The organism is Natronococcus amylolyticus DSM 10524 (assembly GCF_000337675.1).
GTDB classification, from domain to species: Archaea; Halobacteriota; Halobacteria; order Halobacteriales; family Natrialbaceae; genus Natronococcus; species Natronococcus amylolyticus.
Genome location: NZ_AOIB01000005.1, coordinates 88,124 through 114,659, shown reverse-complemented (window position 1 = coordinate 114,659; position 26,536 = coordinate 88,124). Strand labels below are relative to the sequence as shown.

The window sequence follows — 26,536 nt, the reverse complement described above, 5'->3', positions numbered from 1 at the left end:
GGTCCCGATCGATCTCGAGGGACTACGCGTCGTCGGACGCGTCGGACGACTCGTCTTCGTCCGCCGACTCCGCGACGTCGCGGAACGCGTCGAGCAACACCTGCTTTGCAACCGCGCCTCGAGAGGTCCAGTGCATCGCGTAGTCGAGCATGTCGTCGTAGATGTCGGGCTTGCAGCCCGCGGCCTTGGGGTGGCCCCCGCCGTTGACCTGCCCGGCGACCTCGTGGCAGCGCTCGAACTCGTCGGTTCCCCGGATCGAGGCGGAGCCGGCGGGTTTGACGATGATCGAGGCGTCGGCCCCGCGCTCGCGCATCGTCTCGGCGACCTCGTTTTGCGAACAGCGCCCGTAGGTGATCCCGACGGTGTAGCCGCCGATCTTGCGGAACTCCGAGCGACCGACCGCCTGCTCGATCAGCGCCTCCTTCTCGACGCGGCGCTCGGTCAGGTACTCCTGAACCCACTCGGGCAGGTCGACGCCGTACTCCCGGACGACCTCGACGTACTCGGCTGGGTCGGTCCAGTAGGCGTAGTCGGCCAGATCGTCGCTACGGGGGTCCTCGCGCAGCCAGAGGTCGTGATCCCGTGTCACCGCCGCGAGTTCCTCGTACATCGGGGCGAAGTTGTACTCGAGCGAGCGGTAGACGACGTCGGCCGAACACTCCTCCTCGGAGTCACCGACGACGAGGTCGACGCCGGCCTCCCGAACTGCCTCGGCGACGTCGTCGCCCCACTGGTGGTGGTCGTACCACGAGACCCGGTCGGCCGTCTCGAGGGCTGCATCGAGCTCCTCGTCGACGTACTCGTACCGATCGGGACAGAGATCACAGACGAAGAGATCGATTCCCGGCTCGGCGTACTCGGCGACCCGCGCCAGCGCGTCCTCGACGTTGTGGGGACTCGCGGGGATGAGCGCGACGCCGTGGGGCGTCGGCTCGGGTTCGGCGAGCGGATCGTCGGCCTCTCCCGCAGCGAGCGCGAGGTTCTCCTCGTGGGCGTCGTCGGCCGCTTCGGCATCCGCGTCCTCTCCGTCCGCGTCGGGCTCGGGGACGTTCTGAACGTCATCGTAGGCCTCCCGGAGCAGGGCGACGCAGGCCAGCCCGTCGGCGTCGGCGTCGGCGACGACCGCGACCTCGGCGCCCTCGAGGGCGGCCTTGGTCTGTTCGTCCTCGAGATCCTCCTCTAAATCGTCGGGGAGGAAGAAGCCGGTTCCGGGGAGCACCGACTTGCGAGCGGTCGGCAAGTCAGCGCTGTCGATGAGATCCTCGTACATGCTCCCCACTGGGCGGGCTGGCCGGAAGTACCCGCCGATCGACGACCCCGACCCGACTCAGGCCGCAGCGCCGTCGTCGGCCGTCTCGAGCTGGCGGACCGTCAACACTGGTACGGGCGAGCGACGAACGACGCGCTCGGCGACGCTGCCAAGCAGGAGGCGGTTCTCGCCGTGGCGGCCGCGGGTCCCGGTGGCGACGACATCGGCGTCGACCTCCCGGACGTACTCGCAGATCTCGGAGGCGGGTCGGCCCTCTCGAACCGCGGTGGTGACGTCGCCGTCGGTTCGGTTCTCGACCGAGGCGAGGGCGGCGTCGGCGGTCGTCTCGAGTGCCGTTCGAAGTTCCTCGCGGAGCTGTTCGGGCGAGGCGTCGACCTCGCTGGCGTCGATTACCGAGAGCACGTGAACCTCGGCGTCGAACTTCTCGGCGAGGTCGAGCGCGACGTCGACCGCGCGGCTAACGCTGTCGGAGCCGTCCGTGGCGACGACGACCGTATCGAACATAGCCGACACGTACGGGCGCCAGGGCTTAAACGCTCCCGTCACGCTCGAGGCGCCTCCGCTTCGGGGCGGCGAATCGTGCCACGGTGGCGTCCCCGCCGCTCGAGGACGGTGGGGAGTCTTTTTGTCGCCGGAACACACACTGCCGCGTATGGACGCCAGCGAGTCGTTTACCGTCGACACGGTTCTCGCACCGGTCGACGGGAGCGAGGAATCCGCGACCGCCGTCGAGTACGCCGTCGCCGTCGCCGACCGCTACGACGCGTCGGTCCACGCGCTGTTCGTGCTCGGTCGCGGCGTCGTACAGGGGATAGACGCCGGCACCGTCGAAGAGGAGGCCGTCGCTGACAGCACACGAGGCTTTCTCGACGACATTAGTCACATCGCCGACAGCGAGGACGTCTCGCTGTCGACGTCGGTCGACCACGGGTTCTCGACGACGCGCAAGACTCGGCATCCGGGCAACGTCGTGCTCGACACCGCCGACGCCGTCGACGCCGACTTTATTGTCCTGCCCCGTGAGCCCGTCACCGGCGCCTCGGCGGAGATCCTCGAGAAGGCCGCCGAGTACGTGCTGTCCTACGCCAGCCAGCCCGTCCTCTCGGTGTAGCGGGAGAGCGAAGCACACTTTCGTCGCCCCGGACCCCGCTAATTCGGCCGCTACGTGGATAGGCGCACCTAGGGGAATCTCCTCGATCAGCTCGTAGAGCTGTCGAGAGGGCCGTGTTGAATACACAGCGCGAACTTCGGGTCACGTATGGCCTCACTGATCGGCCAGCAGACCAGGCGCTGCGCGCAGCAAGTGGACGTGACCGGGTGTACGGAACACTGCCGGAACGCCACTAGCTTCGAGGATTGCGGCAGCCGTTCCGATCCTCGAGATAGGGAGTGAGCGATCTCCGTCACCAGGCCTGACGGTCCGGACTGGATAGAGAAGGTCGATCTCGCCCCCGGTCTGGGTGTCGAATCGACACTGGGTCTCCGGCACGAAACGCCGCGATCGTGTCGTCAACGAGGGTGACGACTCGCGGCTACTTTTTAACAGGAATGGTGAGCGCCGCATCCCGTTCGAAAGTGATGGTTCGATCACTCTTGACATCCTCTCCGCCCTGAAGGGCGAAGATTCCCACGGCACCGCACCGCTGAGTTGGGATGTTTAAGGTTTGTAGCGGCCCTGATGACGGCTACTGGCTGTGCCAACCAGCCGTTACTCCTATCCCGGCATGGGAGTCGGAGGTACTTCTTGCTGCACCCCGATTCCACAACAGAACGAGGTTCTTTCTGCGTGAAATCGGGGAATCCCGATATTGTCCGATTAGTGGGGCGGGTAGACCGCCTCGGTCACATGATAATACGCAATCATATGAGTTAAAACATTCGTGTAGCACGTCAAACCTGGTTCACGTAGATTTTGTCGGATTCATCCCCGCCGTGAACGGCGGGGCTTTCTCCTCGAACTTCCGTAAACCCCCTCATCGTGCCGGCTCGATGTTCTGGTTCACCCGGAAGAAGTTGTCCGGATCGTAGTTCGCCTTGATCTCCCGAAGACGCTCGTAGTTGTCGCCATAGGAGGCCTGAACCCGCTTCTCACCCTCGTCCATCATGAAGTTGACGTACGAGCCGCCGGCAGTGTGGGGGTGGACTGCCTCCCAGTAGTCGCTGGTCCAGTCGGTGATCCGCTTTTCGTTGGTCGGATCCGGATCGACGCCGACGATCGCCATCGAGTAGGTCGCGTCACGATGCCCCCAGGCGGTGGCGTCCGCGTCCATCTCGTGGACGGCGCGGTCGATGGGATAGATGTGCATCCCGGACTTCGGAGTCGGAACCTCAGCGAAGCGCTCGTGTTCGGCGATCGCCTCGTCGGTCAGTTCGTACACGAGATCCCCCTTCCAGTACCAGTGGTCGCCCGGGGGGTAGAGATCGTCGAACATGCTCTGGACTACCGGATACGGCATCGGATCGATGTGTTCGAAGAGCGGTTCAGCGGTGTCTCGTGCCGGCTGAATCACGTCCTCGGCCTCCTCTTCCGGTCCCAGATAACACCACATCAGGCCGCAGACGTTCTCACCGTGGAGCTCTTCCGGGAAGGGATCACCCGGAACCTCGTGGATCAGGTAGAAGGCGTAGACGTCTTCGGGTTGCTCCGGCAGCCACTCGCGGTACCACTTCATCGTCTCCTCGAGGTCGTCGATCGGCCAGAACAGCGGGCCAGCGACGACCGTTTCGACCGGATGCAACTCGAACTCGAACGAGGTGACAACGCCGAAGTTGCCACCACCGCCGCGTAACGCCCAGAACAGGTCCTCGTTTTCGTTCTCGCTCGCGTGAACCAGTTGCCCATCGGCCAACACGACGTCCGTACTCAGTAGATTGTCGATGGTCAACCCGTACTTGCGGCTCAGATAGCCGTGCCCGCCGCCGAGCGTCAGCCCGCCGACGCCGGTCGTCGAGATGATTCCGCTGACCGTTGCCAGCCCAAACGCGTGGGTGGCGTGATCGACGTCGCCCCAGGTGCAGCCAGGTTCGACGTGGACGGTCCGTGTCTCGGGATCGACGCGGACTCCAGTCATATCCGACAGGTCGATAGCCAGTCCATCGTCAACCGTAGCCAACCCTGCGCCGTTGTGGCCACCGCTACGAACCACCGTTTCGAGGTTGTGAGCGCGCCCGAAGTTCACGGCTGTGATCACATCGGCGACGTTGGAACACCGAGCGATCAACCGCGGGTGCTTGTCGATCATCGCATTGTAGATGATGCGCGTCTCGTCGAACTCCGGGTCGTCTGGCTGGATCAGATCTCCTCGGAGCGTCTCCCCGAACTGTTCGACTTCTGTATCGTCTGTCGTTGCCATGGGTTTCTTCTCCTCCGTTCTCTCTCGGAGAACGGACTGATGCCCTCGGCAATGCGAATGCTATACGCTACCAAGTGCGATGGTTGCCTACCACTTCCAGCGGAAAGTAGGCATCTACTGATGATCCGGCAGCCACCGACGATTGTGCGAACGATGAAACTCCTCACTGATCGTAATGAGTGGTACCATGACGGTCGCGGACCCGCTCGAAGAAATCTTCGACGTGGACAGTAACGGGAGATACCGAGCACTGCACCGGTAGTTGCTCTGCCTGTACGGAACGAATCGCTGTGCGCTATCGGATTCGTTCCGGTCTCCGAACGCAACCCATCGTCAGTCGAGCAGGATCCCCATCTCCTGTTCGAAGTTCTCGGTGCCGGTGGGTTCGAACCCGACGCGTTCGTACAGCGCGATCGCGGGCGTGTTCCAGCGCTCGACGGTCAGCCAGACGTGGGTAATCCCCAGCTCGATCGCGTGCCCGAGCAGGTGTTTCAACAGCTGCGTCCCGATCCCCGACTGCTGGTAGGCCTGGAGAACGAAGATCGCCAGCTCCCACTCGACGTCGCCGACGTCCTCGATCGAGTCGGGGTCGTCGGAGTCGGGGACGAGCACGGCGTGACCGATCACGTCCTCGCCGTGTCGGGCGACGACGTTGACGCTGTGTTCGGCGATCGTCTCGAGCCAGTTGCGGATCCGAGTCTCGCCCGTCGGCGGGATCCCCTGGGCGCGATCGGTCGGGTCGAACTCGACGTACATCTCGACGGTGTCGTCGAGCACTTCGCCCTCGAACTCGTCGACGGCCTGGAACTCGATCTGCCGATCCGACTGGTCCTCGGCGGTCGACGGCGGCGCGGGAAACGACCCCGATGCCGTGTCGGGATACACTCTCCCGGACATCGTTATCGCACCAGCTTGACCGTCGTCGGAGCGTTCAACAGGACGAACTCCGTGATCGATCCCAGCTGAATCTTCCCCATCGGACTGATGGTGCCGCCGCCGATTACCAGCTGATCGAACTCGCCCTGTTCGGCGTAGTTGACCAGCGAGGCGCCCGGATCGCCCTCGAGGCGCTCGATCTCCGCGTCGAGGTTGGCCTCCGAGAGCAGCTTCTCGGCCTGGCGGTACATCTCCTCCTGGGAGCGATCCGTGTCGGCCTTCTCGAGGACCGCGACGGTGAGCTCGTCGCCGACGTTGTCGGTTCGTTCGATCGTTCGGCGCAACGCCGTGATGGATTCGTCGCTTCCGGCCAGTCCCAGCAACACGTTCATGCGTACGTCTGTGAGCTAATGGAGCAAAACCGTTGTGCCGCTCGAGCCGGCCTTCGAGCGTCGCCGCGTGACGACGACGTTAAGGGTGCGTAGAGAATACGTTGACCGAATGAGTGACGCAGCGCTCGATGTCGTCGAGTTCGTGCTCACGACGAGCGTGTATTCCGACGACAGGACGCTGGACGAGAACGATCTCCCGCCGTCGTACCGCCGCGTCTTCTGGACGGGCGGGAGCGACGAGAGCGAGGACGACGACGATGACAGTCGAACGCGGGGCGGGATCACCCGACCGCTGTCGGCGACCAACACCACCGCACGACAGGCGACGGACGTCGATCGACCCTGGGAGGCCGTCTCGGGGCTGATGTTCACCGATCGCGACGAGTTCTCCGGAACGATCACGTTCACCGAGGAGGGGATGGCCGAACAGTGGTACCTCGACCGGACCGACGACGAACGGCTGCTCGAGAACCCGACGCTTGCAAAACACTTCGCGGAACACGACGAGTACGACGTCGACGTCAGCCATGAGGCAGCCCGCGAGCGAAACCGGCCGATTCAGGCCGATCGGGTCTGGATCGACGGCCTGCTCGAGGAGTACTTCGACGAGGAGGACGACGAGGAGATGCTCGACCTCGTCGACGTCCGCGCGCCCGAGGAGGTCGACGTCACGCTCGACGACCTCGTGTTGACGGCGGGCCAGGAGGCCGAGATCGACAAGATCGCGAAGGCGATCGAACACCGCGACTACCTCGCGGAGATCGGCCTGCGCGAGATCGGGAAGCTGCTGTTCGTCGGCCCGCCGGGCACCGGCAAAACGTCGACGGCACAGGCGCTGGCCCAGGACATGGACCTCCCGTTCGTCGAGGTCAAACTCTCGATGATCACGAGCCAGTACTTAGGCGAGACGGCCAAGAACGTCGACAAGACGTTCGAGGTCGCCAAACGGCTCTCACCGTGTATCCTCTTTATCGACGAGTTCGACTTCGTCGCCAAAACGCGGCGCAGCGACGAACACGCCGCCCTGAAGCGCGCGGTCAACACCCTGCTCAAGAGCATCGACAACATCTCGCTGATCCAGGACGACGTGCTCCTGATCGGGGCGACGAACCACCCCGACCAGCTCGACGCGGCCGCCTGGCGGCGCTTCGACGAGATCGTCAACTTCCCCAAGCCCGACTACAACATGCGGGCCGACATCCTCCGGGTCATCACTCGACAGATGCGCATCGACGAGTTCGACCCCGAACTCATCGCCGATGCCACCGAGGGAATGACCGGCAGCGACCTCCGGATGGTGCTCCGGGAGGCCGTCCTCGAGGCACTGACCGAGGACCGCACCATGCTCACTCAGGAGGACCTGCTCAACGCCGTCGAGGAGTTCGAGGAGCGGGACAACCTGAAGAACATGGACATGATCGACGGCGACCACGACGCGCTCGTGGCGGGCGGCGACGTCGACGGCAGCGGCGACGATCACGGTCACGACCACGACCACGATCACTGACCGCGTCGACCGGCCCCGTTCGGTGTCGAGAGCGCAACGACCAACTGTTCGGGCTCCATCGAACCGGTATGTACGATTTCCACGCGCACACGAACTACTCCGACGGCTCCTTTCTGCCGGGGATGGTGCGGGCCGCCGAGGAGGCGGGACTCGAGGGGATCGGCCTCACTGACCACTGTTCGATCAGCTCGCGCGACCGGGCCAACGCCACTCGCAACCGCTACGCGTTCAACCTCGATCTCACCTACGAGCGGCGCCGCGACGCGATCGAGCAGGTTCGGGAGCACACCGGGATCGACGTCTACGACGCCGTCGAGATGGACTACGACCCCCGGGACGAGGACGAGATTGCGGCCTTCCTCGAGGAAGCGAACTTTCAGTACGCGATCGGCAGCGTCCACGCCGTCGAGGGCGAAAACGTCCAGGTATCCTCGAACTTCGAGGGGCTCTCGGAGTCCGATCGAGACACCGTCGTCGACGACTACATCGACCGGCTGGTGGCGCTGATCGACTCCGAGCTATTCGACGTTGCGGCCCACCTCGACCTGATCGAGCGCACGCCGCCGCTACAGGGACGGACGACCACCGACCACTACGAGCGGGTCGCGAGGGCCTTCGATGACTCGCGGACGGTTCCCGAGATCAACGCCGGCCGGGCGACCCGAGAGGAGTCGATCGTCCACCCCTCGGAGGAGTTCCTCGAGGCCCTCCGGACGTACGACGTCTCCGTGACTCTCGGCACCGACGCCCACGAACCCGAGGAGATTCGCGAGCGGACGACGTTCCTCGAGGAATACCTTACGAGTCACGACCTCGAGCCGGTGAGCCCGCCGAGCCTGGAATCACACACGCGGGAGTGACGGTCTCCTTGTGATCGTGACAGTGACCGACCGCGACACACGTCCCGCCGACACCACGTTTTTCCGCGCTCCGTCCGACGGTTCGGTATGACCACCGATCCCGATCGGAACGTGTTCGGCACCGAGCTCGAGCCCTGTAGCACCGATCCGATGACCGGCTTTCTGCGGGACGGCTGCTGTCGACGCGTCGAGGGCGACCGGGGCCGTCACGAGCTCTGTGCCGTCCTCACCGAGGAGTTCCTGCAGTTCAGCAAGGCCCGCGGCAACGACCTCACGACGCCCCGTCCGGAACTCGAGTTTCCCGGCCTCGAGCCCGGCGACCACTGGTGTCTCTGTCTGGGACGCTGGCTCGAGGCCGAGGAGGAAGGCTGTGCACCCCCGGTGGTGCTCGAGTCGACCCACGAGGCCGTCCTCCGGGACGTCGACCCGGATCTGCTCCGCGAACACGAGTACGACCCGCGAGACGACGATCCGTCGGGCTCGAGTTCCGGTTCGGTTTCGGGGTCGACGAACTGATCAGCGACACGCTCCCCCACTCTCTCCCCGTTTCCGAGAGGACCCTCGCTCCAGACTTTCAGCTGTATTGTGTATTTCCACTACCCCGAACTTCGTCGATCCACCACGGAATTTCACAGAGGTCTTGCTCTAGCTCTTCCGGATCTTGCTGAGGACGGGGGCGGCTGATCTCGAGACCAGCATCGGTGATCCGAATGAGTCTGAGTACGTTCCCGCCGTCACTAACTGTGCCCTCTGTCCACTCGCTTTCATCGTTCAGCCGTCCGCCATACCGATACGTTCCTGCCCGGCTGGGCCACTCACAGGGAACGCGCTCGTATCCTTCCTCTGGGAGCGTGAGCGATTGCTCGACGACGACGTCACCATCGGCGAGGACGCGAACGTCGAGTGTCTCTCGACGGTCCGTATGGTTCTCGATAGCTAGATAACGGAGCGTCGTCGGGTTGTAGGCCGAAACTGCACTGAGGCCGAGTACACCGATCGCACCTGCTGCCAGCAGTGACCGTCGTGTGATCCACGTGTCTTTACTCATCGCTAATAGGTTGGTTGCACATCACTTAAACACGGCTCTCGCTCAAAAGAGCGTCTGAGACGTCAGACTGCGCTCTTCTCGCGAACTGCTGGATACGTTTTCGGTCAGCACTCCCTCGCTAACAGGGATCGGGTACGTTGCGATCGACCGCGTCACGTCGGTCTCCGATTCCGTCTACTCCTCGAGCAGCTCCCAGAACCGCTCCTGATCGCCCTCGAAGCGCTCGAGCAGGTCCCGGACCTCTCGGCGCACCTCGTCGTCGACGACGACGTGGACCATCCCCTCGTCGGGTTGGCCGTAGACGACGCTGGCCCCGTCGGGCGCGAGCATGATCGCCGGCAGCACCACCAGGTCCTCCTCGCCGTCGACTAGGACCGTCGTCGGTTCCTCGCGCTCGAGGCTCTCCCGGAGCGTCTCGAGGACGTCGGCAGTGAGCTCGGCGGGCGGATTGTGAGCCTCGACGTTCACTCGCTCAGTGACGGTCTCGCGGATCTCCGCCTCGACGAGCTCGCGTTTGGTCCGCTCGTCGACGAGCGCGACGTCGGGGTCGCGTCCCGTCCTGACGATGTGGTAGGTGACGACGTCGCCGACGGCGATCAGCGGCCCCGAGACCGCCTCGAGCAAAATCTCGGCGTCGGTCTCGATCGGGCCCATCGGCTCCTTGAGCTCGTGGCGCAGTTCGTCGGGTAAAACCAGCAGCTGGTCGTCCGCGCGGACGTCGTCGCTGTCGTCGTCGCGAGCCACGTTACCGAACCTTCAGCGCGTACGCACCGGGCTCGGTGACCTGCATCTCCGTGGCGATCTCGCTGTCCTCGGGATGGGCGATGACGACGTAGCCGGCCCAGTCCTCGGTCAGCGACGAGGAGTTACAGGAGTCGCAGGTGCCGCTGTCGGGGTCGTTGACCCGGTGGCACTCACGACAGACGAGTCGATCGGATGCCATCGTTACTCACCCGTGGCCGCTTCGCGCTTCTCGTGGTCCTCCTCGAGCCAGCCGTGTTTGCCGAGTCCGGGCTGTTTCGCGGTGAGACCGATCTTCGAGTCGCGCGGGTTGCGTTCGTCGATGCTCTTGGTGACGATGCGCGCTCGAACGGCGTCGTCGACGCCCAGCGTGCGGTTGGACTCGTTCGAGGCGAGCTGCTGGTTCTCGCCGTCGAAGGCGAGGTACTCGTCGGAGATCTGGGAGACGTGGAGCAGCCCGTCGACGGGACCGATCCCGACGAAGGCGCCGAACTCGACGACCTCGACGATCGTGCCGTCGACGACCTCCTGCATGTCGGGGTCGAACGTGACGGCGTCGAACTCGGCCTCGTAGTAGACTCCCGGCTTGTTCGGGAGCACGGCTCCTTCCCCGATGTCGTGGACCTGGGTGACCGAGACGACGCTGCCGACCTGTTCGTCCATCCGACCCTCGAGTTTGTCCTGCAGCAGTTGCTTGACCAGCTTCGGCGAGACGTCACCGAGCGCTTTCGGCGGTACTTCGACCGTATCCTTCAGTTTGACCCGTTTGTACATCTATGGTTGAGTGATTGCCAGCTTGTTTCTCCCGCGTAATGCAAGTACCGGTATGCTCGCCTCGAGCACCCGGTCGCGCAGCGGGCGATCGTTCGTGACGACGTAGTCGACGCTTCCCTCCCGGGCGAGTTCGACCAGGGCGTCGTCGGCGTACGACTCCTCCGTGTCGACGACGAGACAGCGTTCGGTCGCCAGGTCGTGGCCGACCGACGCGGCGGTTCCTTCGGTGCCGCCCTTCTCCGAGAGTCGCCGGAGCTCCTCGATCACGGGCTGGGGTGCCACCAGCTCCGCAGAGCCGATCAGCCGCTCGAGTTCGTCGAACAGCCGGACGTCCAGCTCGACCGGCATCATCAACGCGCTCGTGTCGAGGGCGACCCGGGTGCTCATGGCGCTGTCGTCGTGTTACTCGCGAAGCGTTCCCAGCCCGATCAGTCGCCAGCGGGCGCCGATCCGGCGATTGATCGCGATCTTCGCGCCGGGCTCGGCCGCGACGGGGCGTTTGAGCTTGACCTCACACTCCCCGCTGCGGGCGCTCGTGACCGCGCCGACGGTCGTCGCCGTGCCGACGGTCATCATCAGGGGCTCGCCCGTGCTGATCTCGTCGATGTCGGCCGCGTCGCCCGGTCCGCTCGTCTCCTCGACGTTACCGACGACGCGATCGAGGAGATCGACGTCCATCGTGAACTGCTCCCAGGTCGGTGGGAGCGACCCCGGCGGACCGGCGATCCGTCCCGCGAGAGCGTCGCCTTTCGTCAGCGAGGGATCGAGTCCGGTGCCGACCCCGAGCAGCCCGCCGGGCGTAACCGATTCCGCGTCGGCGCCGCCGGCCTGCAGCGACCGAACCGTCGTCTGGATCGGGACGTACTCGGTCTGGCCGCCCTCCTCGACCTCCCGTCCCGGACGGATCTCGAGGTCGTCGTCGAGCTCGAGCTCGCCCCGAACGAGGCTGCCGCCGAGGACGCCGCCGGCGAGGTTCGCGGCGGTCGTCCCGGGTTTGTTGATGTCGAAGCTCCGGGCGACGTGCATCCGGGCGTCGGTTCCGGGATCCCGCTCGGGCGTGGGAATCTCCTCTTCGATCGCCTGGATCAGCAGGTCGAGGTTGACCTCCTGGCCGGCCGAGACGGGGACGACTGGCGCGTCCTCGGCGACGGTGCCCTCGACGAACTCCTGGATCTCCTGGTAGTTCTGTCGAGCCTGCTGAGAGTCGACGAGGTCGACCTTGTTCTGGGCGATGACGATGTTGTCGATCCCGATGATGTCGAGTGCCATCAGGTGCTCCTCGGTCTGGGGCTGTGGGACCGGCTCGTTGGCGCTGACGACCAGCACGGCGCCGTCCATCAGCGAGGCCCCCGAGAGCATCGTTGCCATCAGCGTCTCGTGACCCGGTGCGTCGACGAACGAGACCGTTCGAAGCGGCTCGCTCGGCGTGCCGTCCGCACACTCCTGTTCGACGGTGTACCGTTCGGGCTCGTCGAGGTCGGGACAGTGACGGAACGTCGCGTCTGCATACCCCAGCCGGATGGAGATACCGCGTTTCATCTCCTCCGAGTGCTGGTCCGTCCACGATCCGCTGAGAGCCTGCACCAGCGTCGTCTTGCCGTGATCGACGTGGCCGACGAGTCCGATGTTCACCTCCGGTTGTTGATTTCCTGCCATAAGACGATGAGTAATCTTAGGTAGGAGTTCCCTCGTGCGACTGATAAACCTACTGTTCTCGGGGCGTATCACGCCACCAAACAGTTCCGTGCAGTCGGGCGATCTCGACCTCGTTACTCCTTGACGAAGGTATCGATCGGGGGCGCCTCCCAGACGACGTCGCCGTCCTCGAGCAGCTCGAAGACGGTCGCCGTCTCTCCCGCCTGTTCGCCGGAAATCGAGACGGTCGCGGGGTCGGCGTCGATATCGACGATTTCGTCCTCCCCGTCTTCGAGTTCGACACCCAGGCGGTACGGCTCGTCCTCGCCCAGCGGGAGCTCCTCGCCGTCTTTCGTGAAGACGGCCTCGAGTTCGATTGCCGATCCCGGCTCGATCGCCGGCAGTCCGCCCGTCTCGGTCTCGTAGTGCCAGTGGCCGGCGTGGGAGTTTGCGACCTGTTCGCCGTCACGATCGTAAACGAGCAGTTCGGAGACGTCGACCTCGTGGTCCGCGTCGTCGACCGGATCGTCGACCAGATCGTCGTCGAACTCGCCGTCGTCGGGATCGTCGGTCTGTTCGTCGTCGTCGTCACTCGAGTCGTCCGTCGATTCGCCGGGTTCGCCGTCGTCGAGACAGCCGGCGGCTCCGAGAACCGCGATCGAGCCCGCGCCGGCGAGTAGCCGACGGCGCGACGTCGGGCGTCGGTTGTTGCTCATCGATCACAAGCGGTCACACCGACCTAAACTCCTTCCGATCGCGAGCGCGTCCGTCGATGGCCGGGCCCGTGATCCCCAAGATCGGGTCGTGCCAAGACCCGTCCCCGGCAGAATAACAGCTCCGTTACAGAAACGACGTTGAGCGAACGCTTTAGCTCGGTTGGATGGTAGACCTTCGCATGAGTGACTCATCCGTTTCGAGCGACACCGATCCCGAATCGGTTCTCGAGTGCACGGAGTGTCTGGATCCGGCCGACGCGTTCGCCCTGATTGGCAACGAGACCCGACTCGCGATCCTCGAGGCGCTGTGGGCGGCCGACGAGCGTCCGGTGTCGTTCTCGGAGCTGCGCCGAGCGGTCGGGATGCGCGACTCCGCGCAGTTCAACTACCACCTGCAGAAACTCACCGGCCACTTCGTCACCCGTCGAGAGGATGGGTACGCGTTCAAACACGCCGGCCGGAAGGTCGTCCGCTCGGTGATCGCGGGTTCGTTTAACCAGCGGCCGACGCTCGAGCCGTTCCCCGTTACGGGGGAGTGTTTCGATTGCGGCGGTTCGCTCCGAGCCACCTACGCGGACGAACACCTCGCGATCGACTGTCGGGACTGCGGGCAGTGCCACGGCGAGTACGGCTTCCCGCCCGGCGGTCTGAACAATCGGTCCCCCGCGGAGATCGCCGACGCCTTCGACCAGCGCGTCCGCCATCTCCACTGTCTGGCGGCCGACGGCGTCTGTCCGGAGTGCAGCGGGCGGATGGAAACCCGGATCGTCGAGTCCGGCGAGTGCTGTCTCGGCGTCGACGTTCGCGTCGATCACGAGTGCGCCCAGTGCGGTCACTCCCTTTGTTCGGCCGCCGGGCTCCGATTGCTCGATCACTCCACGGTGGTCCGCTTTCACGACGAACGAGGCGTCTCGCTCGACGACCGACCCTACTGGACGCTCCCGTGGTGTGTCTCCGCCGAGTACACGCGGATTCTCGAGCGCGATCCCTACCGCCTCGAGGTTCGGCTGCCGGTGGCCGGCGACGAACTCCGGGTCAGGATGGCCGAGGATCTCTCGGTGCTCGAGACGAGTCGGTGAGCGGACGCGACCGACGGACGATGGGGTGACCGCTGTGGCGGAGGCGCGGCTGGGACCGATCGCGGAGGCGACGGCGGACGTCACCGCATGGAACTGCGGCAGCCTTCAGGGAGCCGTCGATTCTCGAGGCCGAACGGCCGAGTCGAGCGAACAGCCACACACTCGGCCGATCGGTCCTGAAATCTCCTTCAGTAACGGACGTTACAGAAATGTTTTTCAGATTACACTTAATCGGCATCGGCGCGTCGGTACGGTCGAGAACCGATGCATCCACCGCACTCCCCACCCCCGACCGTACCGCCCGGCACCGATCGAAGTCTCGCGTCGGCGTTCGCCTCGTGTGTCCTCACCGTCGTCGCGTTCAGCACCGCGCTCGTGACCGCGACGACCGCCGCGGCGACCGTCGCCGGACCGCCGCTGGTCACCGCCTCGGTCGCGCTAGCGGTCGGCTTCACGACCGTCGTCGCCGTTCCCGTCGGAGCGTCGGTCGCCGGCCGATGGCTCCTCGAGTGGTATCGCCGACGCGGTCGTCGGCCGTCGACCGACGACCTGAACCCCCCCGACCCGCGGCCGAGGGCGCGCTGAACTCCGGCGCGGCCGGGGTCCGTGACTCGAGCACGAGCGACACCTACTGCTCACGACCCGAACCGGTGTCGTCCTCGTCGTCCGCACCGACGGCGCCTCGCCGTGCGTGACTTGTCGGGGGTGTTACCCGACGGTGTGGCAGGCTATTCTGCTCTGTCGGGCGGCATCCTCTCCTCGTCGGTCTCGACGAGAGCGAAGTCGGTGCACCCACACTGACAGCTCTCGCTTCCGATCGCCTTGATCGTCCCGTTTGGCCATTGTCTGGCCGCGTAGACCGTGCCACACTCCGTACATTCCGCGAGCTCTCTGGAAACGTCGTCCCTGTTCGCCATCCCTTATCGGCGGATGGTGCCGTTCGTAAATCAGCGTTTCGCTCGCGGTGAGCGACGTACTCCGGCCGTACGGATCTCAGATGGCAAAGCCAAAACGACGTCAGAACTCGTAGTGTGCGATCTCGCCGGAGCCACAACCAGTACACTCCTCGGCGTCGGCCGTCAGCTCTCTCCCACAGTTTCGACACTCGTAACGCGTCGTCCCATCGTGGCCTCGAACACCGAGTGCATCGAGTACCCCCATATACCATCCGGCTTTGGACCGCAGGGTGATTAATCCTGTTGTCTCTCGTGACACTGTCTCTCACTGGAGTAGGCGACCGACCTCCTTTTCTCGTCACCGCCCGTTCGGTCCCTCGTGAGCGAGTTCGCGTTCGAACTCGAGCTGTGTGCCGCCCTCGAGTCCCGCGGCGACCGCCTCCTCGCCCGACAGCTCGGCGCGGGCGTCGCGGATCCGGGCGGGCGCGTCCTCGATATCGTCGCCGTCGCTCCCGGCCACCGATTCGCGGATCGGACCGCGATCACGGCCAGGGCGATACCCACCGCGGCGATCGAATCGCGGGTCGGCCCCGGCCGCGCGCGCTACTGGAAAGACGCGTTCGACTGCCATCCCGAACGGGCGCGGCGGGCGACCGAGCGCGCCCTCGAGATCGGCTTCTTCGAGCCCGAGCGCCAGAATGGCCGGGAGTACGTCCGCCAGGTCACACGGTACCCCGACTGGTACGATCGGATCGTCGGTATCGAGAACAAACCCGATCTCGGACGACCGGGCGATCTCGAGGCTCAGCTCCGAACGGACGTCAGCCTCGGACTCGTCGACGAGGTCGTGCTGGCGACCGAGAGCTACGTCACGGGCGCCCACCGCAACCGGATCCCCCACGAGGTCGGGATCTGGCGGGTCCACCGCGAGGAGGGAGCGGTCCGCGAAATCGACGTACTCCGCGAGCCGACTCCCCTCGCGGTCGCCGAGCCGGGAGTCGAGCCCCTCGAGACTCACCCCGGCCGAACCGACGTCGCCGTCGTCTCGCCCGCGGCGAAGGCACGCGCCCGTCGGCGCCTCGCCGAGCGAGCCTACGGCAAGGGGTGGCGAACCTACGGCTTTCCGGACTGTGCGAACTGTCGAGCCGTGGACTCGAGTGGCGCGACGCTGCCGTACTGCGAGTGGGCGGGCCGAGTCGTCGACGCCGAAATCGACTGCGGCACCGACTGTCCGGGGTACGAACCCGAAGTCGGACCGGACGTCGACCTCGAGACCGAACGGGACGACCGAACCGACTGGGTCACGAATCCGGACGGGAAACGCCACAGCCAGGCGGGACTCGAGCGGTTCCGGTGAGCGGTCGCTGGTGAATACGGATCGCTTTCGATACCGAGTATCGAAGGCTCTCGTCCCCTTCCCCTGGAAAGTGAAACGCCGAGCCTTTTACGTACGGAGTCGTTATATTTGGTTGACTTCGCGATACTATCTCTGTACATTGACCGAACTGCCTCGGGCGGAACTGCCGGAAATTTAATTCATGGGAACCACTGAAAACTTCACGACACGAATCGCGCAAGAATTATCAGATGCAGTGAACGAATACGGGCTGGCGTTCGTTATGGTCGCCAGCTACTTCGGCTCCGGATCCGTGTTTATCGCGAGCCAGGCTGGGCTCATGCACGGCTACACGCTGCTGTGGGCCGTCGTCGGTGCGGTGCTGCTCGGCGTCATGGCACAGGACATGAGCGCACGACTCGGGATACACGGCCGGCCGCTCATGCCGTTCGTCCGCGAGAAACTCGGAAAAGGTCCCGCGACGGTGATCGCGGTATTTCTCTCGATCGGTTGTGTCGCCTGGACGCTCGGACTCGTCGCCGCCGTCGGCGCGGGCGTCTCGTTCGTCACCGGAGGAGCCATCGCCTGGCAGCCGATCGCCGTCCTGACGACGCTGCTGGCCATGGGCGTCGGGCTGTTGAACTACGAGAAGATCGAGAAGCTGATGATCATCATGATGCTGTCGGTGATGGTTCTCTACCTCGCCGTCGCCGGCCCGAGCAATCCGGATCTCGGCGCGGTCGCGCTCGGATTCGTCCCGACGTCGGACTCGCTGGGCGCGCTCGCGATCGCCGCCGGCCTGCTCGGGACGACCGCACTGTGGCCCAACTTCTTCCTCGAGTCGATCCTCGTCGAGGAGAAGGGCTGGACCGACGAGAGCGACGTCTCCGACGCCCGCCGGGACCTCGCCGTCGGTTTCACCGTCGGCGGGATCACCACGGTCGCGATCCTGGTCGTCTCGGCCGCGGTGTTACAGCCGATGGGCTTTACCGAACTCGAGTCGTTCATCACGCCCGGCGAAGCGCTCGTCGAGGTGCTCGGCACGTGGGCGATGGTGCTGTTCATCGCGGGTGTAACGGCCGCAGCGTTCAACAGTATCATCCCGATCATGTGGACGCCGGCGTACATCATTCCCCAGGCGATGGACATCGAGGTCGACCAGAGCAGCCGACTGTTCAAGCTCATCTTCGTCGGCCTGACCGGAATGGGACTCGCCTCGCCGCTGATCAGTAGCGTTCTCGACCTCTCGGTCGTCGACATGGTCATCCTCTTCCCCACGTACAACGGGATCTTCGGCCTGCCGCTGGCCGCCCTCCTGCTGTTCTGGGCGGTCAACGACAAGGAGACGATGGGCGAGTACCGGAACACGACGATGCTGAACGTCGTCAACGCCTTCCTCGTGTTGCTAGCGTTCGTCCTGGCGATCTTCGCGGTCCAGGACTTCCTCGACCTGCTGTTCGGCGGCGGGTTCTAACCGCCGTCGCGATCGAGGTCGCTCACTCGAGGACGTACCGCTCGCCGTCGACCGCGAGCGGTTCCTCGAACGCTTCTTCTGCGGGATAGTAGTGTGCTGCGTGGACGAGTCGGGTTCGGCTCGCCTCGAGTTCCTCGGCCAGCGTCAGCGCCCCCTCGCGGGTCATGTGTTTCGAGCCGAACGTATAGGGCGTCCCGTCGGGACCCTCGTGGCGTCCGCCGGCGGGGTGGGAGGCACAGAGGTGGGCCGGCACGATCGCGTCGGCCAGCAAAAGATCCGGATCGGCGAGAATCTCTCGAGAGCCCTCGGGAACGGCGTAGCTCGTATCGCCCGTGATCGACAGCTTCGCTCCCGTCTCGGGGTCCTCGATCGCGAGCCCGTAGCAGACCAGCGGCGGGTGATCGACCGGGACGAACGTCACGTCGAGCCCGCAGATCCGGGTCGGCTCGAGCGGCGTCGTCGGTCGAACGGAAATCGTGTTCAGGTAGTGGTAGTCCTCGGCGACGGTCTCGGCGACGCTGTTCCCGGTTCGGGGGTCGGTCTCGTCGGCCGCGTACACCTCGAGCGAGTCGAAGACGCGAAAGGCGTTACCCAGACCGTCGAGGTGGTCGAAGTGGATGTGAGTGATGATTCCGGCGTCGGGCAGCGCCACCTCCTCGCGGAGAAACTGGGAGCGAAAGTCCGGACTGAAGTCGATCAGCAGCGACTCGCCCGTGCGCTCGTTCTCGACGTGGACCGAGAAGCGAGTGCGCTCGAGGCCGCGCTCGCGGGCCGTCCGACAGGTTCCACAGTCACAGCCTACGGTCGGCGTTCCGGTGGTGTCGCCGGTGCCGAGCAGCGTGACCCGCATCGTCACCGATCCGTCACCTCGGGGGTGACGCCGCTCGAGTGTGCGCGACTCGATCCCGAACCGGCCGCGGATGACCGCTGTCTATACATATACCTCTCCTTCGGCGAACGCTCGCTCGACGAACTCGTGGTCCGTTTGCTCCTCGTACCGATCCGCCGGCAGGACGTGTACCGAGAGCACGGTGCCGTGCTCGAGGCCGGTCTCCCGGGCCAGCGCCTCGAGGTCGCGCTCGGGCTCCGTGTCCTCGAGTACCAGCAGGAGCTCCGCCTCGCTGTGGACGTCGCGGTCGTCGCCGCGAACGGCGCTGCCGAACGCGACGAGGTGACGGATCGTCTCGCCGTACTCGGCCTCCGCCCGCTCGGCGAACGCCGCCGCCGCGTCCGTCGGGTTCGATCCATCGCTCATCGTCGGCCATTCGAAGCCGTCGTATAAAGGGTGTTCCCCGATCCGTCGTCGGTTGGAATCCGGCGACTGAAAGGGGACCAGGGGCTTTCGCCGAAGGTCTCGCACGACTCGCTTTTCGAGGGACTCGCATACTCCACCTCGCGACGCTCGATCGGTCGACAGCGCACGCCACCGCAAGAATACTCATCGGCCCGAGTTCGATTCGGCAGCTGATACACGGGTTCCCTGCACGCACCCCCAGAGGCTAGCTGAAAGGTAGTACACCACTCTACGGCACTCTCCGAACAACGAACCTGTGTTACTTCTGAAGTACCCACTGACAGTCAGTGCGTACCCGATCGCACGACGGCTGTGCGATCGGTGTCCAAACCGTTTCGGTTGTTACGATAGTGGCAGCTGAGTCGGTTTTCGTCCGCTCAGTCGTCGACTCGAGGCGCGACGTTCCCCGGGAGTCGGAACAGGTTCTCCGGATCGTACGCGGTCTTGAGGTCGACCATCCGATCGTAGTTGTCACCGTAGCGCGCCCGCGCGGGCTCCTCGTACATGCCCGGGAAGTTGCCGTACCGTCCCGACGCGATCGACAGGGTCTCGGCCGCCGCGATGGCCTCGCGGGCCCACTCGAGGTTCGCGTCGTCCTGGTCGGGATCCTCCCAGTTGGCCTCGACGGTGAGCATGTGGGGCTTGTCGCGGTGCCAGAACGCCGTCTCCTCCTGTGGAACGTCGGCGACCGCCCCGTCGAGATGCCAGAGGTCGAGCGTCGACAGCGCCGACGGCGCGGCCTCGTTGTACTCGAGCATGAGTTCGACGATCGCGTCGTCGAGTTCCTCGAGGTAGATCGCCTTCCAGTAGTACCGCAGCCCGTCGGGGTAGTCCTCGTCGAGCATCGACTGCAGGTCGACATAGGCCATCTCGCCGCTGAGATCGACCAGCGGGGTCGCAGCCTCGAGCAGCGATCCGAAGACCTCGTCGGCGTCCCCGTCGCCGCGAGAGGACCCCAGCATCGCGATCGCGGGCTCGCCCCACGACGCCTCGGGGAACTCCTCGAGATCGGGAACGTGGGCGGTGAAGACGAGCACGCCCGCGTCCCGCGGCGCGTCAGCGATCCACTCCCGGTAGCGGGCCATCACTGCAGGCGCGTCGTCGGCATGGAACCAGGCGAACAGCGCGTCCACCTTGGGGCCGACCTCGTGGAGTTCGTACTCGAAGGAGGTGACGATCCCGAGGGCGCCCCCGCCGCCCCGCAGTCCCCAGAAGAGGTCCGCGTTCCGCTCGCGACTCGCCGTCCGAACCCGCCCGTCGGCGGTGACGACGTCGACGCTGACCAGGTTGTCGAGCGCGAGCCCGTACTCGCGGCTGCAGTGGCCGTACCCCCCGTTGAGCGTTAGTCCCGCGATCCCGGTCTGGGAGACCGCACCGAGCGCGGTTGCGAGGCCGAACAGCTGCGTCTCGCGGTCGACGTCGCCCAGCGTCGCGCCACCCTCGGCCCGAACAGTTTCCGCCTCGCGGTCGACCCGAACGGCGGTCATCCCGGAAAGGTCGACGACGAGCCCGCCGTCGTTGACTGCCGTTCCGGCGACGTTGTGGCCGCCGCTTCGGACGGCGACCTCGAGACCCTGCTCGCGGGCGAAGTTCACGGCGGCGACGACGTCGGCGACGCCGGAACAGCGCGCGACGAGTGCGGGATAGCGGTCGACCATCCCGTTCCAGATCTCACGCGAATCGTTGTACGTCGGGTCCGAGGGCCGAACGATCTCGCCGGCGAAGTCGGCTGCCAGCGACGCGACGTCCTCGCTCGAGAGCCGTGCGAACGTCTCCTCTCCCGGCGTCCTGTCAACAGTGCCCATACCCGAACGGACGCCTCCGGCGTAAATAACGTCGTAGTCAGGAAAACGGGGCAATCAGCCGAACTGGAGCGTCGGTAGCCGTCCGGAGCCGTCGAACTGCCCTCTTCTGACGGAGGGCTCGAACGCGGAACGGTCGTTCACGTTTCGGCGACGGGATCGCGCTCCTCGGTGACGACGTACTGGACCTCGACGATCGGTCCGTCGTCGGGCGAGCCGATCGCCTCGGAGAGACGATCCGCCAGCCCCGGAATCGGTCCAGGCTCCGAACCGGCGATCGTTACGGTGATCCGATCGGCCGACTGGATCGGGTAGTTTCCGTCGAGTTCGACCGCGACGTCCCGTGCGTCGAGCCCCTCGTACTGCGGTTCCTCGAGTACCGACGCGACCTCCTCTTCGGCCGACGACTCGAGCTGGGTCGTCTGGAAGTCGAACAGCGTGATGCCGGCCAGCGGCGCGGCCAGCACCAGCAGCGCGACCCCGAAGACGGCTGCGTACCTGTATGTCGGTCCGCGGGTCGGCGAGGCCTCGAACAGGCCCTGCGGACGGTAGCCGGCGATCCACAGCGTGGCGAGCGCCGCGAGGTTGATCGAGAGCAGGTTGACGGCGACGAGCACCCCCGCACCCAGGGCCGCGCCGTACATTCCCCAGGCAACCGTGATGCCGACCGCGGCGGCGGGCGGGATGAGCGCCGCAGCAATCATCACGCCGACGATCGCCTCCGAGAACCCGCGCGTGAGACTCAGGATCCCCGCCACGCCGGCACCCAGCGCGACGGCGATCGAGAACAGGTTCGGCGAGACGCGCTCCTCGAGTTCCGTGGCGACGACGATGTCGACCCCCGCGGGCTCGAGGCCGGCCAGCCGCGCGAGGGTGGCGAGGCCGATCGACGCGAGGACGACGATCGCGACGCCGACGGCCTGGTACCGAAACCCGGTCGCCTTGAGCGCACTGTCGCCGGTGACGATCCCGACGCTGGCGGCGAGCGCGGGGCCGAGCAACGGGGCGATCACCATCGAGCCGACGACGACCGCCGGCGAGTCCGCGAGCAGTCCGGAGGTGGCGACGACCGCGCTGATCAACAGCATGACGACGTAGATCGAAACCGGCGGCGTGAACTCCTCGGCCTTGGTTCGAAGCACCTGTCTCGAGGTGCGCGCGCCTCGCTGTCCGCCCTGGCTGTACTGGTCGCGGAGCGTCGTGAACTCCTCCGAGATGACCGTCTCGGCGTCGATGACGACGACCTGGGCGTCGTCGCTCACTCCTGCCTGCCGCAGCCGGTCGAGCACCGGTTCGACCGCCCGCGTCGGCAGCGGGAATCGAACGACCGCAGTATACCCCCTGCCGCTGGTCTCGTCGCTGACGACGTACTCGATCGCCTCGTCCTCGAGGATGTTCAGGACGGCCTGGCGCCGCCCCTCCGGCACCGTGATCTCGAGATATCGCATAGGTCCACGACGACGAGCCGACGAATAGTACCGAAGGGGAGTCGCCGTGGAGACGACGGCTCCTCAGTGGTCGCTCCCGACGATCCCGCAAGCGATCGACTCGGGCTCGAGCAGCTCCTCACCGTCGACGGCGTCGGGATCCAGCAGCAGGATCGTGTCGTCGGGCATCGACCCTTCGACCCGGATCTCGCGTCCGAGTTCGGTCTCGAGGTCGTCGATACCCCCGAGGTCGTGCTCGCGCTCGAACAACAGGTCCGCGTTCGCTCTCGAGAGGACGAAGACGAGCGAGCCCGGATCCGCGGCGTTGGGTTCGGCGGCCTCGAGCAGCTCCGAGAGCGCGTCGGGGGAGAGTTCCTGGAACGAGCGGATCGTTACGCGATCGGTGTCGGAGCCGGCGGCGTCCTCGGACTGGGTTCGGACGCGCGAGGCCAGCTCCTCGAAGTCGGTGCTCTCGTCCATGGTCCGGACGCCACCGTCGGCGTCCTTTATCGTGTGCCCGGCCAGTTCCGGCCCGTATCGATCGGTTTGTGTACCAGCCATCACGGGGTGCGTCGAACCTCGTTTTCGTGTCCAGATAACCGAAGCAACGTGTCCTGCTATCGCGGCAACACGGAGCCGCCACGCCCTCCCCAGCCGACTCACTCGGTCGCGTCGCTCCCTCGTTCCTCCCTCGCGCAAGGTCGTCGACCGCCCTCGCTACGCTCGGTCAGTCTGCTCACGGGTCACTCCGTTCCCCGTTTGCTCTTTCGAGGCGCTCCCTTCGGTCGCGCCTCCCCGACAGCGCGCGCCACCGCAATGTGGATGACCGGAAGTGCGAACAACACGGCCAAAAAGACCGTTACTGGTACTCCGGCAGCCTGTCCGAGCGATCCGAGCCGTCGACGAACGGGAGGTCGGTGCGCGCGGCGCGATCCTCCTCGCCGTTGACGCGGACCGTCAGTTCGTCGGCCTCGAGCCCGAACTCGACGACCGCGAGCGCGATCGGCTCCTCGAGCAGCGGGCTCGTATCGGCTCGAGTCACCTCGCCAACCGACGAGTCGCCGTCAAAGACCGCGGCGCCGGCATCGGGAACGGCCTCGCCCTCGAGGGTCAGGCCGACGAGGCGCTTGCTCGGCTGACCGCGGTTCTCGACGCGGGAGACGACCTCCTGGCCGACGTAACAGCCCTTCTCGAAGTCGAGGGCGTTCCGAAGGCCGAGCACGTTCGGGATCTGCCCCTCGAGTTCGGTCTCGAACAGCGGCGAGCCGGCCTCGAGCGAGAGGCTGTCCCAGGTTCGGTAGCCGAAGGGGGCGGCGTTGAGTCCCTGGTTCAACAGGACGTCGTAGACGTCCTCGGCGGCGTCGGCGGCACAGATCACCTCGTAGCTTTCCTCGCCGGTGAGCGCGTCGGTTCGGACGACCGTGACGCCGTCGTCACCCATCGAGCCGCGGACGAACGAGTAGCGCTCGTCAGGCGAGGCGGCGCCGTTGAGGACGCTCGCGATCTTCTCGGTCGCGTGGGGGCCGTGGACGCCGAAGACGGCGTAGTCGTCGGTCGCGACCCGGATCTCGACGTCCTGAATAAAGACCTTCTCGGCCCACTCCTCGGCGAGGTCGTCAGCGTGGGCGGGCGGCGTAAAGAGGAGCAGCCGCTCGCCGGCGTTGTAGATGTAGAGTTCGATCTCGATGCGGCCCTGCGGGCCGAGGACGAGCGCGTAACAGCCCTGCCCGTCCTCGCCCGGAACCCGATTCGAGACGACGTTGTCGACGTACTCGACCCGATCGTCGCCCTCGACGACGACGACGCCGTAGGCGGCCTCGAACAGGCCGACGCCGTTTCTGACCGCGCGGTGGGCCCGCTCGGGACGGCCGTAGTGTTCGACGACCGTTCGGCCGGCGCGATCGCCGAACGTGGCTCCGAGATCCGTGTGGATGGCCTCGATGACGCTCATGGATACCGAGAGGGGACAGGCACCCACAGGCGTTTCGATTCAGAAGGGCATCCGTTCGCGGAGCCAGTCGCCGATCGACTGCTCGTCGGCGTCGTCGGTCGGTATCTCCGGGACGACGCGCTCGTCAGGCTTGATCACCGTCTCGCTGGCCCCCGCGTCGACGTCGATCAGCCCGTCTTCCTTGAGCGTCGCGAGCGCCTCCTCGAGTTCGTCGATGTCGACTCCGGCCTCCGCGCGGAGTTCGAAGATGGTCATCCCGTCGTCGGCCCGGTCGACGAGCGCGTCGAGTACCGCCACCTCGGTCTCCGCCCGGTCCCGGTACTCCCGCTTTGCTCTCATCCGTCGGTCTATTCGTCGACCCGGGATTTGACGTTTGTCGTTCGGCTACCGTCCTCGAGCGATCGACAGGCGGGACCGACAGAGCCGCGACAGCGGCCATGCAGTACGTTTTTTATGGCCTGACTCGATACGGTGAGACAATGGTCCTGCGATGTTCGCTGCTCGGTCACGACTACGGAGACGTCGACGTCGAACGCGAGCGCGAAGAGCGGGGGAGTGAGGTCGTCGTCACTGTCCGGGAGTACGAGGAGTGTGCTCGCTGTGGCGACAAACACGTCGTCAGCGAGAACACCGAAGTGCGGAGCATCTCGATGGCGGATGCCGGCCCACGACCCGACGAACCCGAGCCGCAATCGACACCCCGATCGGCGGAGCCGCCGGCAGCCGAACCCGGCACCGACACCGGCGGATTCACGGCCGAACCGGGAGCAACGGATGCGACGTTCATCGACGCCGACGACACCGGGAACGAGCCCGCGCCGCCACAACCCTCGTCGTCAGCCGGGACCGAGGAGGGAACCCCCGGGACCGAACCCCTCGAGGGCGACGCCGCCGAGAGCGACTTCGCCGAAACCGATGCTACCAGCTTCGGCTCCACGGGCTCGAGCGCCACCGAAACCGACGCCGCCGACACCGGAGTCGAACTCCCGACCGACGAGAACGGCGACCCGGTCACCGACGACGGCGAGATCCTCGAGGACGACGGCACGACGACCCGCGACCGCGAGTACGGCGAGTGGCCCGACTCCAGCGACGTCGGTCCACCGGTCGAGCGCGGGAGCGACGACGAGGCCGAGGACTGGCCCGACAGGGAGTCCGAACCGCTCGAGGACGACGCGATCTTGCTCGACACCGGAGCCGAGATGATCGAGGCGAACTCGAGCGACGGCGAGACCGAGCCTGAAGCGGGACCCGAACCGTCCGGACCGGGGAGTACGCCCGCGGGCGGTCCGCCGGCTTCGAGAAGCGAGGGGACGACGGTCGACGCGGAACCCAGTGCCGAACCCGGAAGCGGCATCGAGCGAGCAAGTGAGGCGCCGACGCCCGGCAACGAAGGGGGGATCCCGGGCGGCGACGGCCAGGCGGAACTGCACTGCCCCCGCTGTGGCTTTACCGCGGGCACCGAACGCAGCTCCCTTCGAACCGGCGACATCTGTCCCGACTGTCAGATGGGATATCTCGGCGCACAGCCCGACCGCTGACGCCGGTTTCGCGGCTCCTGTTCTATTTCCTGAGTTTCTCACGATCGTGAGACCGTTCCCGACTCAAGCGATGTTCGGGTTTGTCGCCCGACTCGAGCGGGAACCCCGACAGCGGCTATGAAAAGAGGTAAACACTCCCCCGTGTATCACCAATTCATGAAGGAGTACAAGATGCGCCGCGGTGAGTATCTCGAGGAGCGAGTTCCCGATATGGAGGCCACCGTCGTGGACTACTTCGGACCGATTACGGACACCCAGGAATTCAAGGGAAGCGACCTGTACGTGATCGCCGAACCCGACAACCCCGTCTTCGAGAAAATCGTCGTCGGCACCGTCGAATACTCCGGCAAGAAGGACAAGCTCGCCGTCGAGTTCCACGAACGCGACCCCACGGAGCTCGGCCCCGACGAACTCGAGGCCGCAGGCGAGGCCGTCGACGCGAAAAACGACTTCCTGCTCGAGGCGACGGGTCGGGACGCCAAGTCCCGCCGCGACTCGATGAAGCGGACGGTCGAGGACGATCCGGATCACGACTTCGACTAACTGTACTCACCGAACGCGGCT

General features: G+C 65.7%; 30 protein-coding genes. 10 read left to right on the top strand and 20 right to left on the bottom strand.

Features of this window, described 5'->3' with window-relative positions:
* Positions 1-22: 22 nt before the first annotated feature.
* Positions 23-1,270 (bottom strand): DHH family phosphoesterase, encoded by a 1,248-nt coding sequence (locus tag C491_RS01145; RefSeq protein WP_005553118.1) that lies wholly within the window; start codon positions 1,268-1,270, stop codon positions 23-25.
* Positions 1,271-1,327: 57 nt separating this feature from the next.
* Positions 1,328-1,774: a universal stress protein gene (locus tag C491_RS01140; RefSeq protein ID WP_005553117.1), complete on the bottom strand. Its 447-nt coding sequence runs from the start codon at positions 1,772-1,774 to the stop codon at positions 1,328-1,330.
* A 148-nt stretch (positions 1,775-1,922) separates the two neighbouring features.
* On the opposite strand from C491_RS01140, the gene C491_RS01135 reads away from it, so the two are divergent.
* Entirely contained in the window at positions 1,923-2,381 is a 459-nt protein-coding gene (locus C491_RS01135) for a universal stress protein (protein ID WP_005553115.1), read from the top strand.
* A gap of 862 nt (positions 2,382-3,243) precedes the next feature.
* Here the strand turns inward: C491_RS01135 and C491_RS01130 are convergent.
* From C491_RS01130 to C491_RS01120, 3 genes are all read right to left on the bottom strand, one after another.
* Entirely contained in the window at positions 3,244-4,623 is a 1,380-nt protein-coding gene (locus C491_RS01130) for an FAD-binding oxidoreductase (protein ID WP_005553114.1), read from the bottom strand.
* Positions 4,624-4,956: 333 nt separating this feature from the next.
* The gene (locus C491_RS01125) at positions 4,957-5,520 is read right to left on the bottom strand and encodes a GNAT family N-acetyltransferase (protein ID WP_049891354.1); all 564 of its coding nucleotides are present in this window, start codon (positions 5,518-5,520) and stop codon (positions 4,957-4,959) included.
* Positions 5,521-5,522: 2 nt separating this feature from the next.
* Positions 5,523-5,891, bottom strand: a complete 369-nt coding sequence (locus tag C491_RS01120; protein ID WP_005553110.1) for a universal stress protein — start codon at positions 5,889-5,891, stop codon at positions 5,523-5,525.
* A gap of 109 nt (positions 5,892-6,000) precedes the next feature.
* Here C491_RS01120 and C491_RS01115 point away from each other — a divergent pair, with 109 nt between their 5' ends.
* The 3 genes from C491_RS01115 to C491_RS01105 all read left to right on the top strand — a co-directional run bounded on the left by C491_RS01115 (position 6,001) and on the right by C491_RS01105 (position 8,774).
* Complete coding sequence (locus C491_RS01115) at positions 6,001-7,398, top strand: ATP-binding protein (RefSeq protein WP_005553108.1); 1,398 nt, start codon at positions 6,001-6,003, stop codon at positions 7,396-7,398.
* Positions 7,399-7,466: 68 nt separating this feature from the next.
* Positions 7,467-8,258, top strand: coding sequence for a PHP domain-containing protein (locus C491_RS01110; protein WP_005553107.1), 792 nt, complete (start codon positions 7,467-7,469; stop codon positions 8,256-8,258).
* An 87-nt stretch (positions 8,259-8,345) separates the two neighbouring features.
* Positions 8,346-8,774 (top strand): DUF2237 family protein, encoded by a 429-nt coding sequence (locus tag C491_RS01105; protein WP_005553105.1) that lies wholly within the window; start codon positions 8,346-8,348, stop codon positions 8,772-8,774.
* A gap of 706 nt (positions 8,775-9,480) precedes the next feature.
* Here the strand turns inward: C491_RS01105 and C491_RS01100 are convergent.
* The 6 genes from C491_RS01100 to C491_RS22830 all read right to left on the bottom strand — a co-directional run bounded on the left by C491_RS01100 (position 9,481) and on the right by C491_RS22830 (position 13,172).
* On the bottom strand, positions 9,481-10,050 hold the full coding sequence (locus C491_RS01100; RefSeq protein WP_005553103.1) for a GTP-dependent dephospho-CoA kinase family protein: 570 nt from the start codon (positions 10,048-10,050) through the stop codon (positions 9,481-9,483).
* A 1-nt stretch (position 10,051) separates the two neighbouring features.
* A complete protein-coding gene (gene spt4, locus C491_RS01095; RefSeq protein ID WP_005553101.1) occupies positions 10,052-10,249 on the bottom strand; it encodes a transcription elongation factor subunit Spt4 in 198 nt (65 codons plus the stop codon).
* A 2-nt stretch (positions 10,250-10,251) separates the two neighbouring features.
* On the bottom strand, positions 10,252-10,821 hold the full coding sequence (locus C491_RS01090) for a DNA-directed RNA polymerase (protein ID WP_005553099.1): 570 nt from the start codon (positions 10,819-10,821) through the stop codon (positions 10,252-10,254).
* A complete protein-coding gene (locus C491_RS01085) occupies positions 10,822-11,208 on the bottom strand; it encodes a PIN domain-containing protein (protein WP_005553098.1) in 387 nt (128 codons plus the stop codon).
* A gap of 15 nt (positions 11,209-11,223) precedes the next feature.
* Positions 11,224-12,477, bottom strand: coding sequence for a translation initiation factor IF-2 subunit gamma (locus C491_RS01080; RefSeq protein ID WP_005553097.1), 1,254 nt, complete (start codon positions 12,475-12,477; stop codon positions 11,224-11,226).
* 113 nt (positions 12,478-12,590) lie between these two features.
* Positions 12,591-13,172: a hypothetical protein gene (locus C491_RS22830; RefSeq protein WP_005553096.1), complete on the bottom strand. Its 582-nt coding sequence runs from the start codon at positions 13,170-13,172 to the stop codon at positions 12,591-12,593.
* 179 nt (positions 13,173-13,351) lie between these two features.
* Between C491_RS22830 and C491_RS01070 the strand changes: the two genes are divergently transcribed.
* Both C491_RS01070 and C491_RS01065 read left to right on the top strand, forming a co-directional pair.
* Entirely contained in the window at positions 13,352-14,251 is a 900-nt protein-coding gene (locus C491_RS01070) for an ArsR/SmtB family transcription factor (RefSeq protein WP_005553095.1), read from the top strand.
* A gap of 264 nt (positions 14,252-14,515) precedes the next feature.
* Positions 14,516-14,836 carry a hypothetical protein gene (locus tag C491_RS01065; protein ID WP_005553094.1) on the top strand — a complete coding sequence of 107 codons (321 nt, stop codon included), beginning with the start codon at positions 14,516-14,518 and terminating at the stop codon, positions 14,834-14,836.
* Positions 14,837-14,979: 143 nt separating this feature from the next.
* Here the strand turns inward: C491_RS01065 and C491_RS01060 are convergent, their stop codons facing one another.
* On the bottom strand, positions 14,980-15,168 hold the full coding sequence (locus C491_RS01060; protein ID WP_005553092.1) for a hypothetical protein: 189 nt from the start codon (positions 15,166-15,168) through the stop codon (positions 14,980-14,982).
* A 100-nt stretch (positions 15,169-15,268) separates the two neighbouring features.
* Positions 15,269-15,412: a hypothetical protein gene (locus C491_RS23075; RefSeq protein ID WP_005553091.1), complete on the bottom strand. Its 144-nt coding sequence runs from the start codon at positions 15,410-15,412 to the stop codon at positions 15,269-15,271.
* A gap of 114 nt (positions 15,413-15,526) precedes the next feature.
* Between C491_RS23075 and C491_RS01055 the strand changes: the two genes are divergently transcribed.
* Entirely contained in the window at positions 15,527-16,504 is a 978-nt protein-coding gene (locus C491_RS01055) for a DUF5787 family protein (protein ID WP_049891353.1), read from the top strand.
* Positions 16,505-16,685: 181 nt separating this feature from the next.
* The gene (locus C491_RS01050; RefSeq protein WP_049891352.1) at positions 16,686-17,957 is read left to right on the top strand and encodes an NRAMP family divalent metal transporter; all 1,272 of its coding nucleotides are present in this window, start codon (positions 16,686-16,688) and stop codon (positions 17,955-17,957) included.
* Positions 17,958-17,979: 22 nt separating this feature from the next.
* Here the strand turns inward: C491_RS01050 and C491_RS01045 are convergent, their stop codons facing one another.
* The 7 genes from C491_RS01045 to C491_RS01015 form a co-directional block, all read right to left on the bottom strand.
* Entirely contained in the window at positions 17,980-18,807 is an 828-nt protein-coding gene (locus tag C491_RS01045; RefSeq protein ID WP_005553088.1) for an MBL fold metallo-hydrolase, read from the bottom strand.
* An 81-nt stretch (positions 18,808-18,888) separates the two neighbouring features.
* Entirely contained in the window at positions 18,889-19,212 is a 324-nt protein-coding gene (locus C491_RS01040) for a hypothetical protein (protein ID WP_005553086.1), read from the bottom strand.
* 416 nt (positions 19,213-19,628) lie between these two features.
* Positions 19,629-21,056, bottom strand: a complete 1,428-nt coding sequence (locus tag C491_RS01035; protein ID WP_005553084.1) for an FAD-binding oxidoreductase — start codon at positions 21,054-21,056, stop codon at positions 19,629-19,631.
* A gap of 137 nt (positions 21,057-21,193) precedes the next feature.
* Positions 21,194-22,501 (bottom strand): TIGR00341 family protein, encoded by a 1,308-nt coding sequence (locus C491_RS01030; protein WP_005553083.1) that lies wholly within the window; start codon positions 22,499-22,501, stop codon positions 21,194-21,196.
* 63 nt (positions 22,502-22,564) lie between these two features.
* The gene (locus C491_RS01025; RefSeq protein WP_049891361.1) at positions 22,565-22,960 is read right to left on the bottom strand and encodes a hypothetical protein; all 396 of its coding nucleotides are present in this window, start codon (positions 22,958-22,960) and stop codon (positions 22,565-22,567) included.
* A 379-nt stretch (positions 22,961-23,339) separates the two neighbouring features.
* Positions 23,340-24,431 (bottom strand): CAF17-like 4Fe-4S cluster assembly/insertion protein YgfZ, encoded by a 1,092-nt coding sequence (gene ygfZ, locus C491_RS01020; protein WP_005553081.1) that lies wholly within the window; start codon positions 24,429-24,431, stop codon positions 23,340-23,342.
* Positions 24,432-24,470: 39 nt separating this feature from the next.
* On the bottom strand, positions 24,471-24,770 hold the full coding sequence (locus C491_RS01015; RefSeq protein WP_005553080.1) for a DUF6432 family protein: 300 nt from the start codon (positions 24,768-24,770) through the stop codon (positions 24,471-24,473).
* A 140-nt stretch (positions 24,771-24,910) separates the two neighbouring features.
* Here C491_RS01015 and C491_RS01010 point away from each other — a divergent pair, with 140 nt between their 5' ends.
* On the top strand, positions 24,911-25,972 hold the full coding sequence (locus C491_RS01010; protein WP_005553079.1) for a DUF7093 family protein: 1,062 nt from the start codon (positions 24,911-24,913) through the stop codon (positions 25,970-25,972).
* Positions 25,973-26,128: 156 nt separating this feature from the next.
* The gene (locus tag C491_RS01005) at positions 26,129-26,515 is read left to right on the top strand and encodes a DUF5611 family protein (RefSeq protein ID WP_005553078.1); all 387 of its coding nucleotides are present in this window, start codon (positions 26,129-26,131) and stop codon (positions 26,513-26,515) included.
* Positions 26,516-26,536 lie beyond the last annotated feature (21 nt).

Bases quoted from the DNA above. Each gene is read 5' to 3' on its own strand.
- C491_RS01145 (WP_005553118.1), bottom strand. From the start codon at position 1,270: ATGTACGAGGATCTCATCGACAGCGCTGACTTGCCGACCGCTCGCAAG.
- C491_RS01140 (WP_005553117.1), bottom strand. From the start codon at position 1,774: ATGTTCGATACGGTCGTCGTCGCCACGGACGGCTCCGACAGCGTTAGC.
- C491_RS01135 (WP_005553115.1), top strand. From the start codon at position 1,923: ATGGACGCCAGCGAGTCGTTTACCGTCGACACGGTTCTCGCACCGGTC.
- C491_RS01130 (WP_005553114.1), bottom strand. From the start codon at position 4,623: ATGGCAACGACAGACGATACAGAAGTCGAACAGTTCGGGGAGACGCTC.
- C491_RS01125 (WP_049891354.1), bottom strand. From the start codon at position 5,520: ATGTCCGGGAGAGTGTATCCCGACACGGCATCGGGGTCGTTTCCCGCG.
- C491_RS01120 (WP_005553110.1), bottom strand. From the start codon at position 5,891: ATGAACGTGTTGCTGGGACTGGCCGGAAGCGACGAATCCATCACGGCG.
- C491_RS01115 (WP_005553108.1), top strand. From the start codon at position 6,001: ATGAGTGACGCAGCGCTCGATGTCGTCGAGTTCGTGCTCACGACGAGC.
- C491_RS01110 (WP_005553107.1), top strand. From the start codon at position 7,467: ATGTACGATTTCCACGCGCACACGAACTACTCCGACGGCTCCTTTCTG.
- C491_RS01105 (WP_005553105.1), top strand. From the start codon at position 8,346: ATGACCACCGATCCCGATCGGAACGTGTTCGGCACCGAGCTCGAGCCC.
- spt4 (WP_005553101.1), bottom strand. From the start codon at position 10,249: ATGGCATCCGATCGACTCGTCTGTCGTGAGTGCCACCGGGTCAACGAC.
- C491_RS01090 (WP_005553099.1), bottom strand. From the start codon at position 10,821: ATGTACAAACGGGTCAAACTGAAGGATACGGTCGAAGTACCGCCGAAA.
- C491_RS01085 (WP_005553098.1), bottom strand. From the start codon at position 11,208: ATGAGCACCCGGGTCGCCCTCGACACGAGCGCGTTGATGATGCCGGTC.
- C491_RS01080 (WP_005553097.1), bottom strand. From the start codon at position 12,477: ATGGCAGGAAATCAACAACCGGAGGTGAACATCGGACTCGTCGGCCAC.
- C491_RS22830 (WP_005553096.1), bottom strand. From the start codon at position 13,172: ATGAGCAACAACCGACGCCCGACGTCGCGCCGTCGGCTACTCGCCGGC.
- C491_RS01070 (WP_005553095.1), top strand. From the start codon at position 13,352: ATGAGTGACTCATCCGTTTCGAGCGACACCGATCCCGAATCGGTTCTC.
- C491_RS01065 (WP_005553094.1), top strand. From the start codon at position 14,516: ATGCATCCACCGCACTCCCCACCCCCGACCGTACCGCCCGGCACCGAT.
- C491_RS01060 (WP_005553092.1), bottom strand. From the start codon at position 15,168: ATGGCGAACAGGGACGACGTTTCCAGAGAGCTCGCGGAATGTACGGAG.
- C491_RS23075 (WP_005553091.1), bottom strand. From the start codon at position 15,412: ATGGGGGTACTCGATGCACTCGGTGTTCGAGGCCACGATGGGACGACG.
- C491_RS01050 (WP_049891352.1), top strand. From the start codon at position 16,686: ATGGGAACCACTGAAAACTTCACGACACGAATCGCGCAAGAATTATCA.
- C491_RS01045 (WP_005553088.1), bottom strand. From the start codon at position 18,807: ATGCGGGTCACGCTGCTCGGCACCGGCGACACCACCGGAACGCCGACC.
- C491_RS01040 (WP_005553086.1), bottom strand. From the start codon at position 19,212: ATGAGCGATGGATCGAACCCGACGGACGCGGCGGCGGCGTTCGCCGAG.
- C491_RS01035 (WP_005553084.1), bottom strand. From the start codon at position 21,056: ATGGGCACTGTTGACAGGACGCCGGGAGAGGAGACGTTCGCACGGCTC.
- C491_RS01030 (WP_005553083.1), bottom strand. From the start codon at position 22,501: ATGCGATATCTCGAGATCACGGTGCCGGAGGGGCGGCGCCAGGCCGTC.
- C491_RS01025 (WP_049891361.1), bottom strand. From the start codon at position 22,960: ATGGACGAGAGCACCGACTTCGAGGAGCTGGCCTCGCGCGTCCGAACC.
- ygfZ (WP_005553081.1), bottom strand. From the start codon at position 24,431: ATGAGCGTCATCGAGGCCATCCACACGGATCTCGGAGCCACGTTCGGC.
- C491_RS01015 (WP_005553080.1), bottom strand. From the start codon at position 24,770: ATGAGAGCAAAGCGGGAGTACCGGGACCGGGCGGAGACCGAGGTGGCG.
- C491_RS01010 (WP_005553079.1), top strand. From the start codon at position 24,911: ATGGTCCTGCGATGTTCGCTGCTCGGTCACGACTACGGAGACGTCGAC.
- C491_RS01005 (WP_005553078.1), top strand. From the start codon at position 26,129: ATGAAGGAGTACAAGATGCGCCGCGGTGAGTATCTCGAGGAGCGAGTT.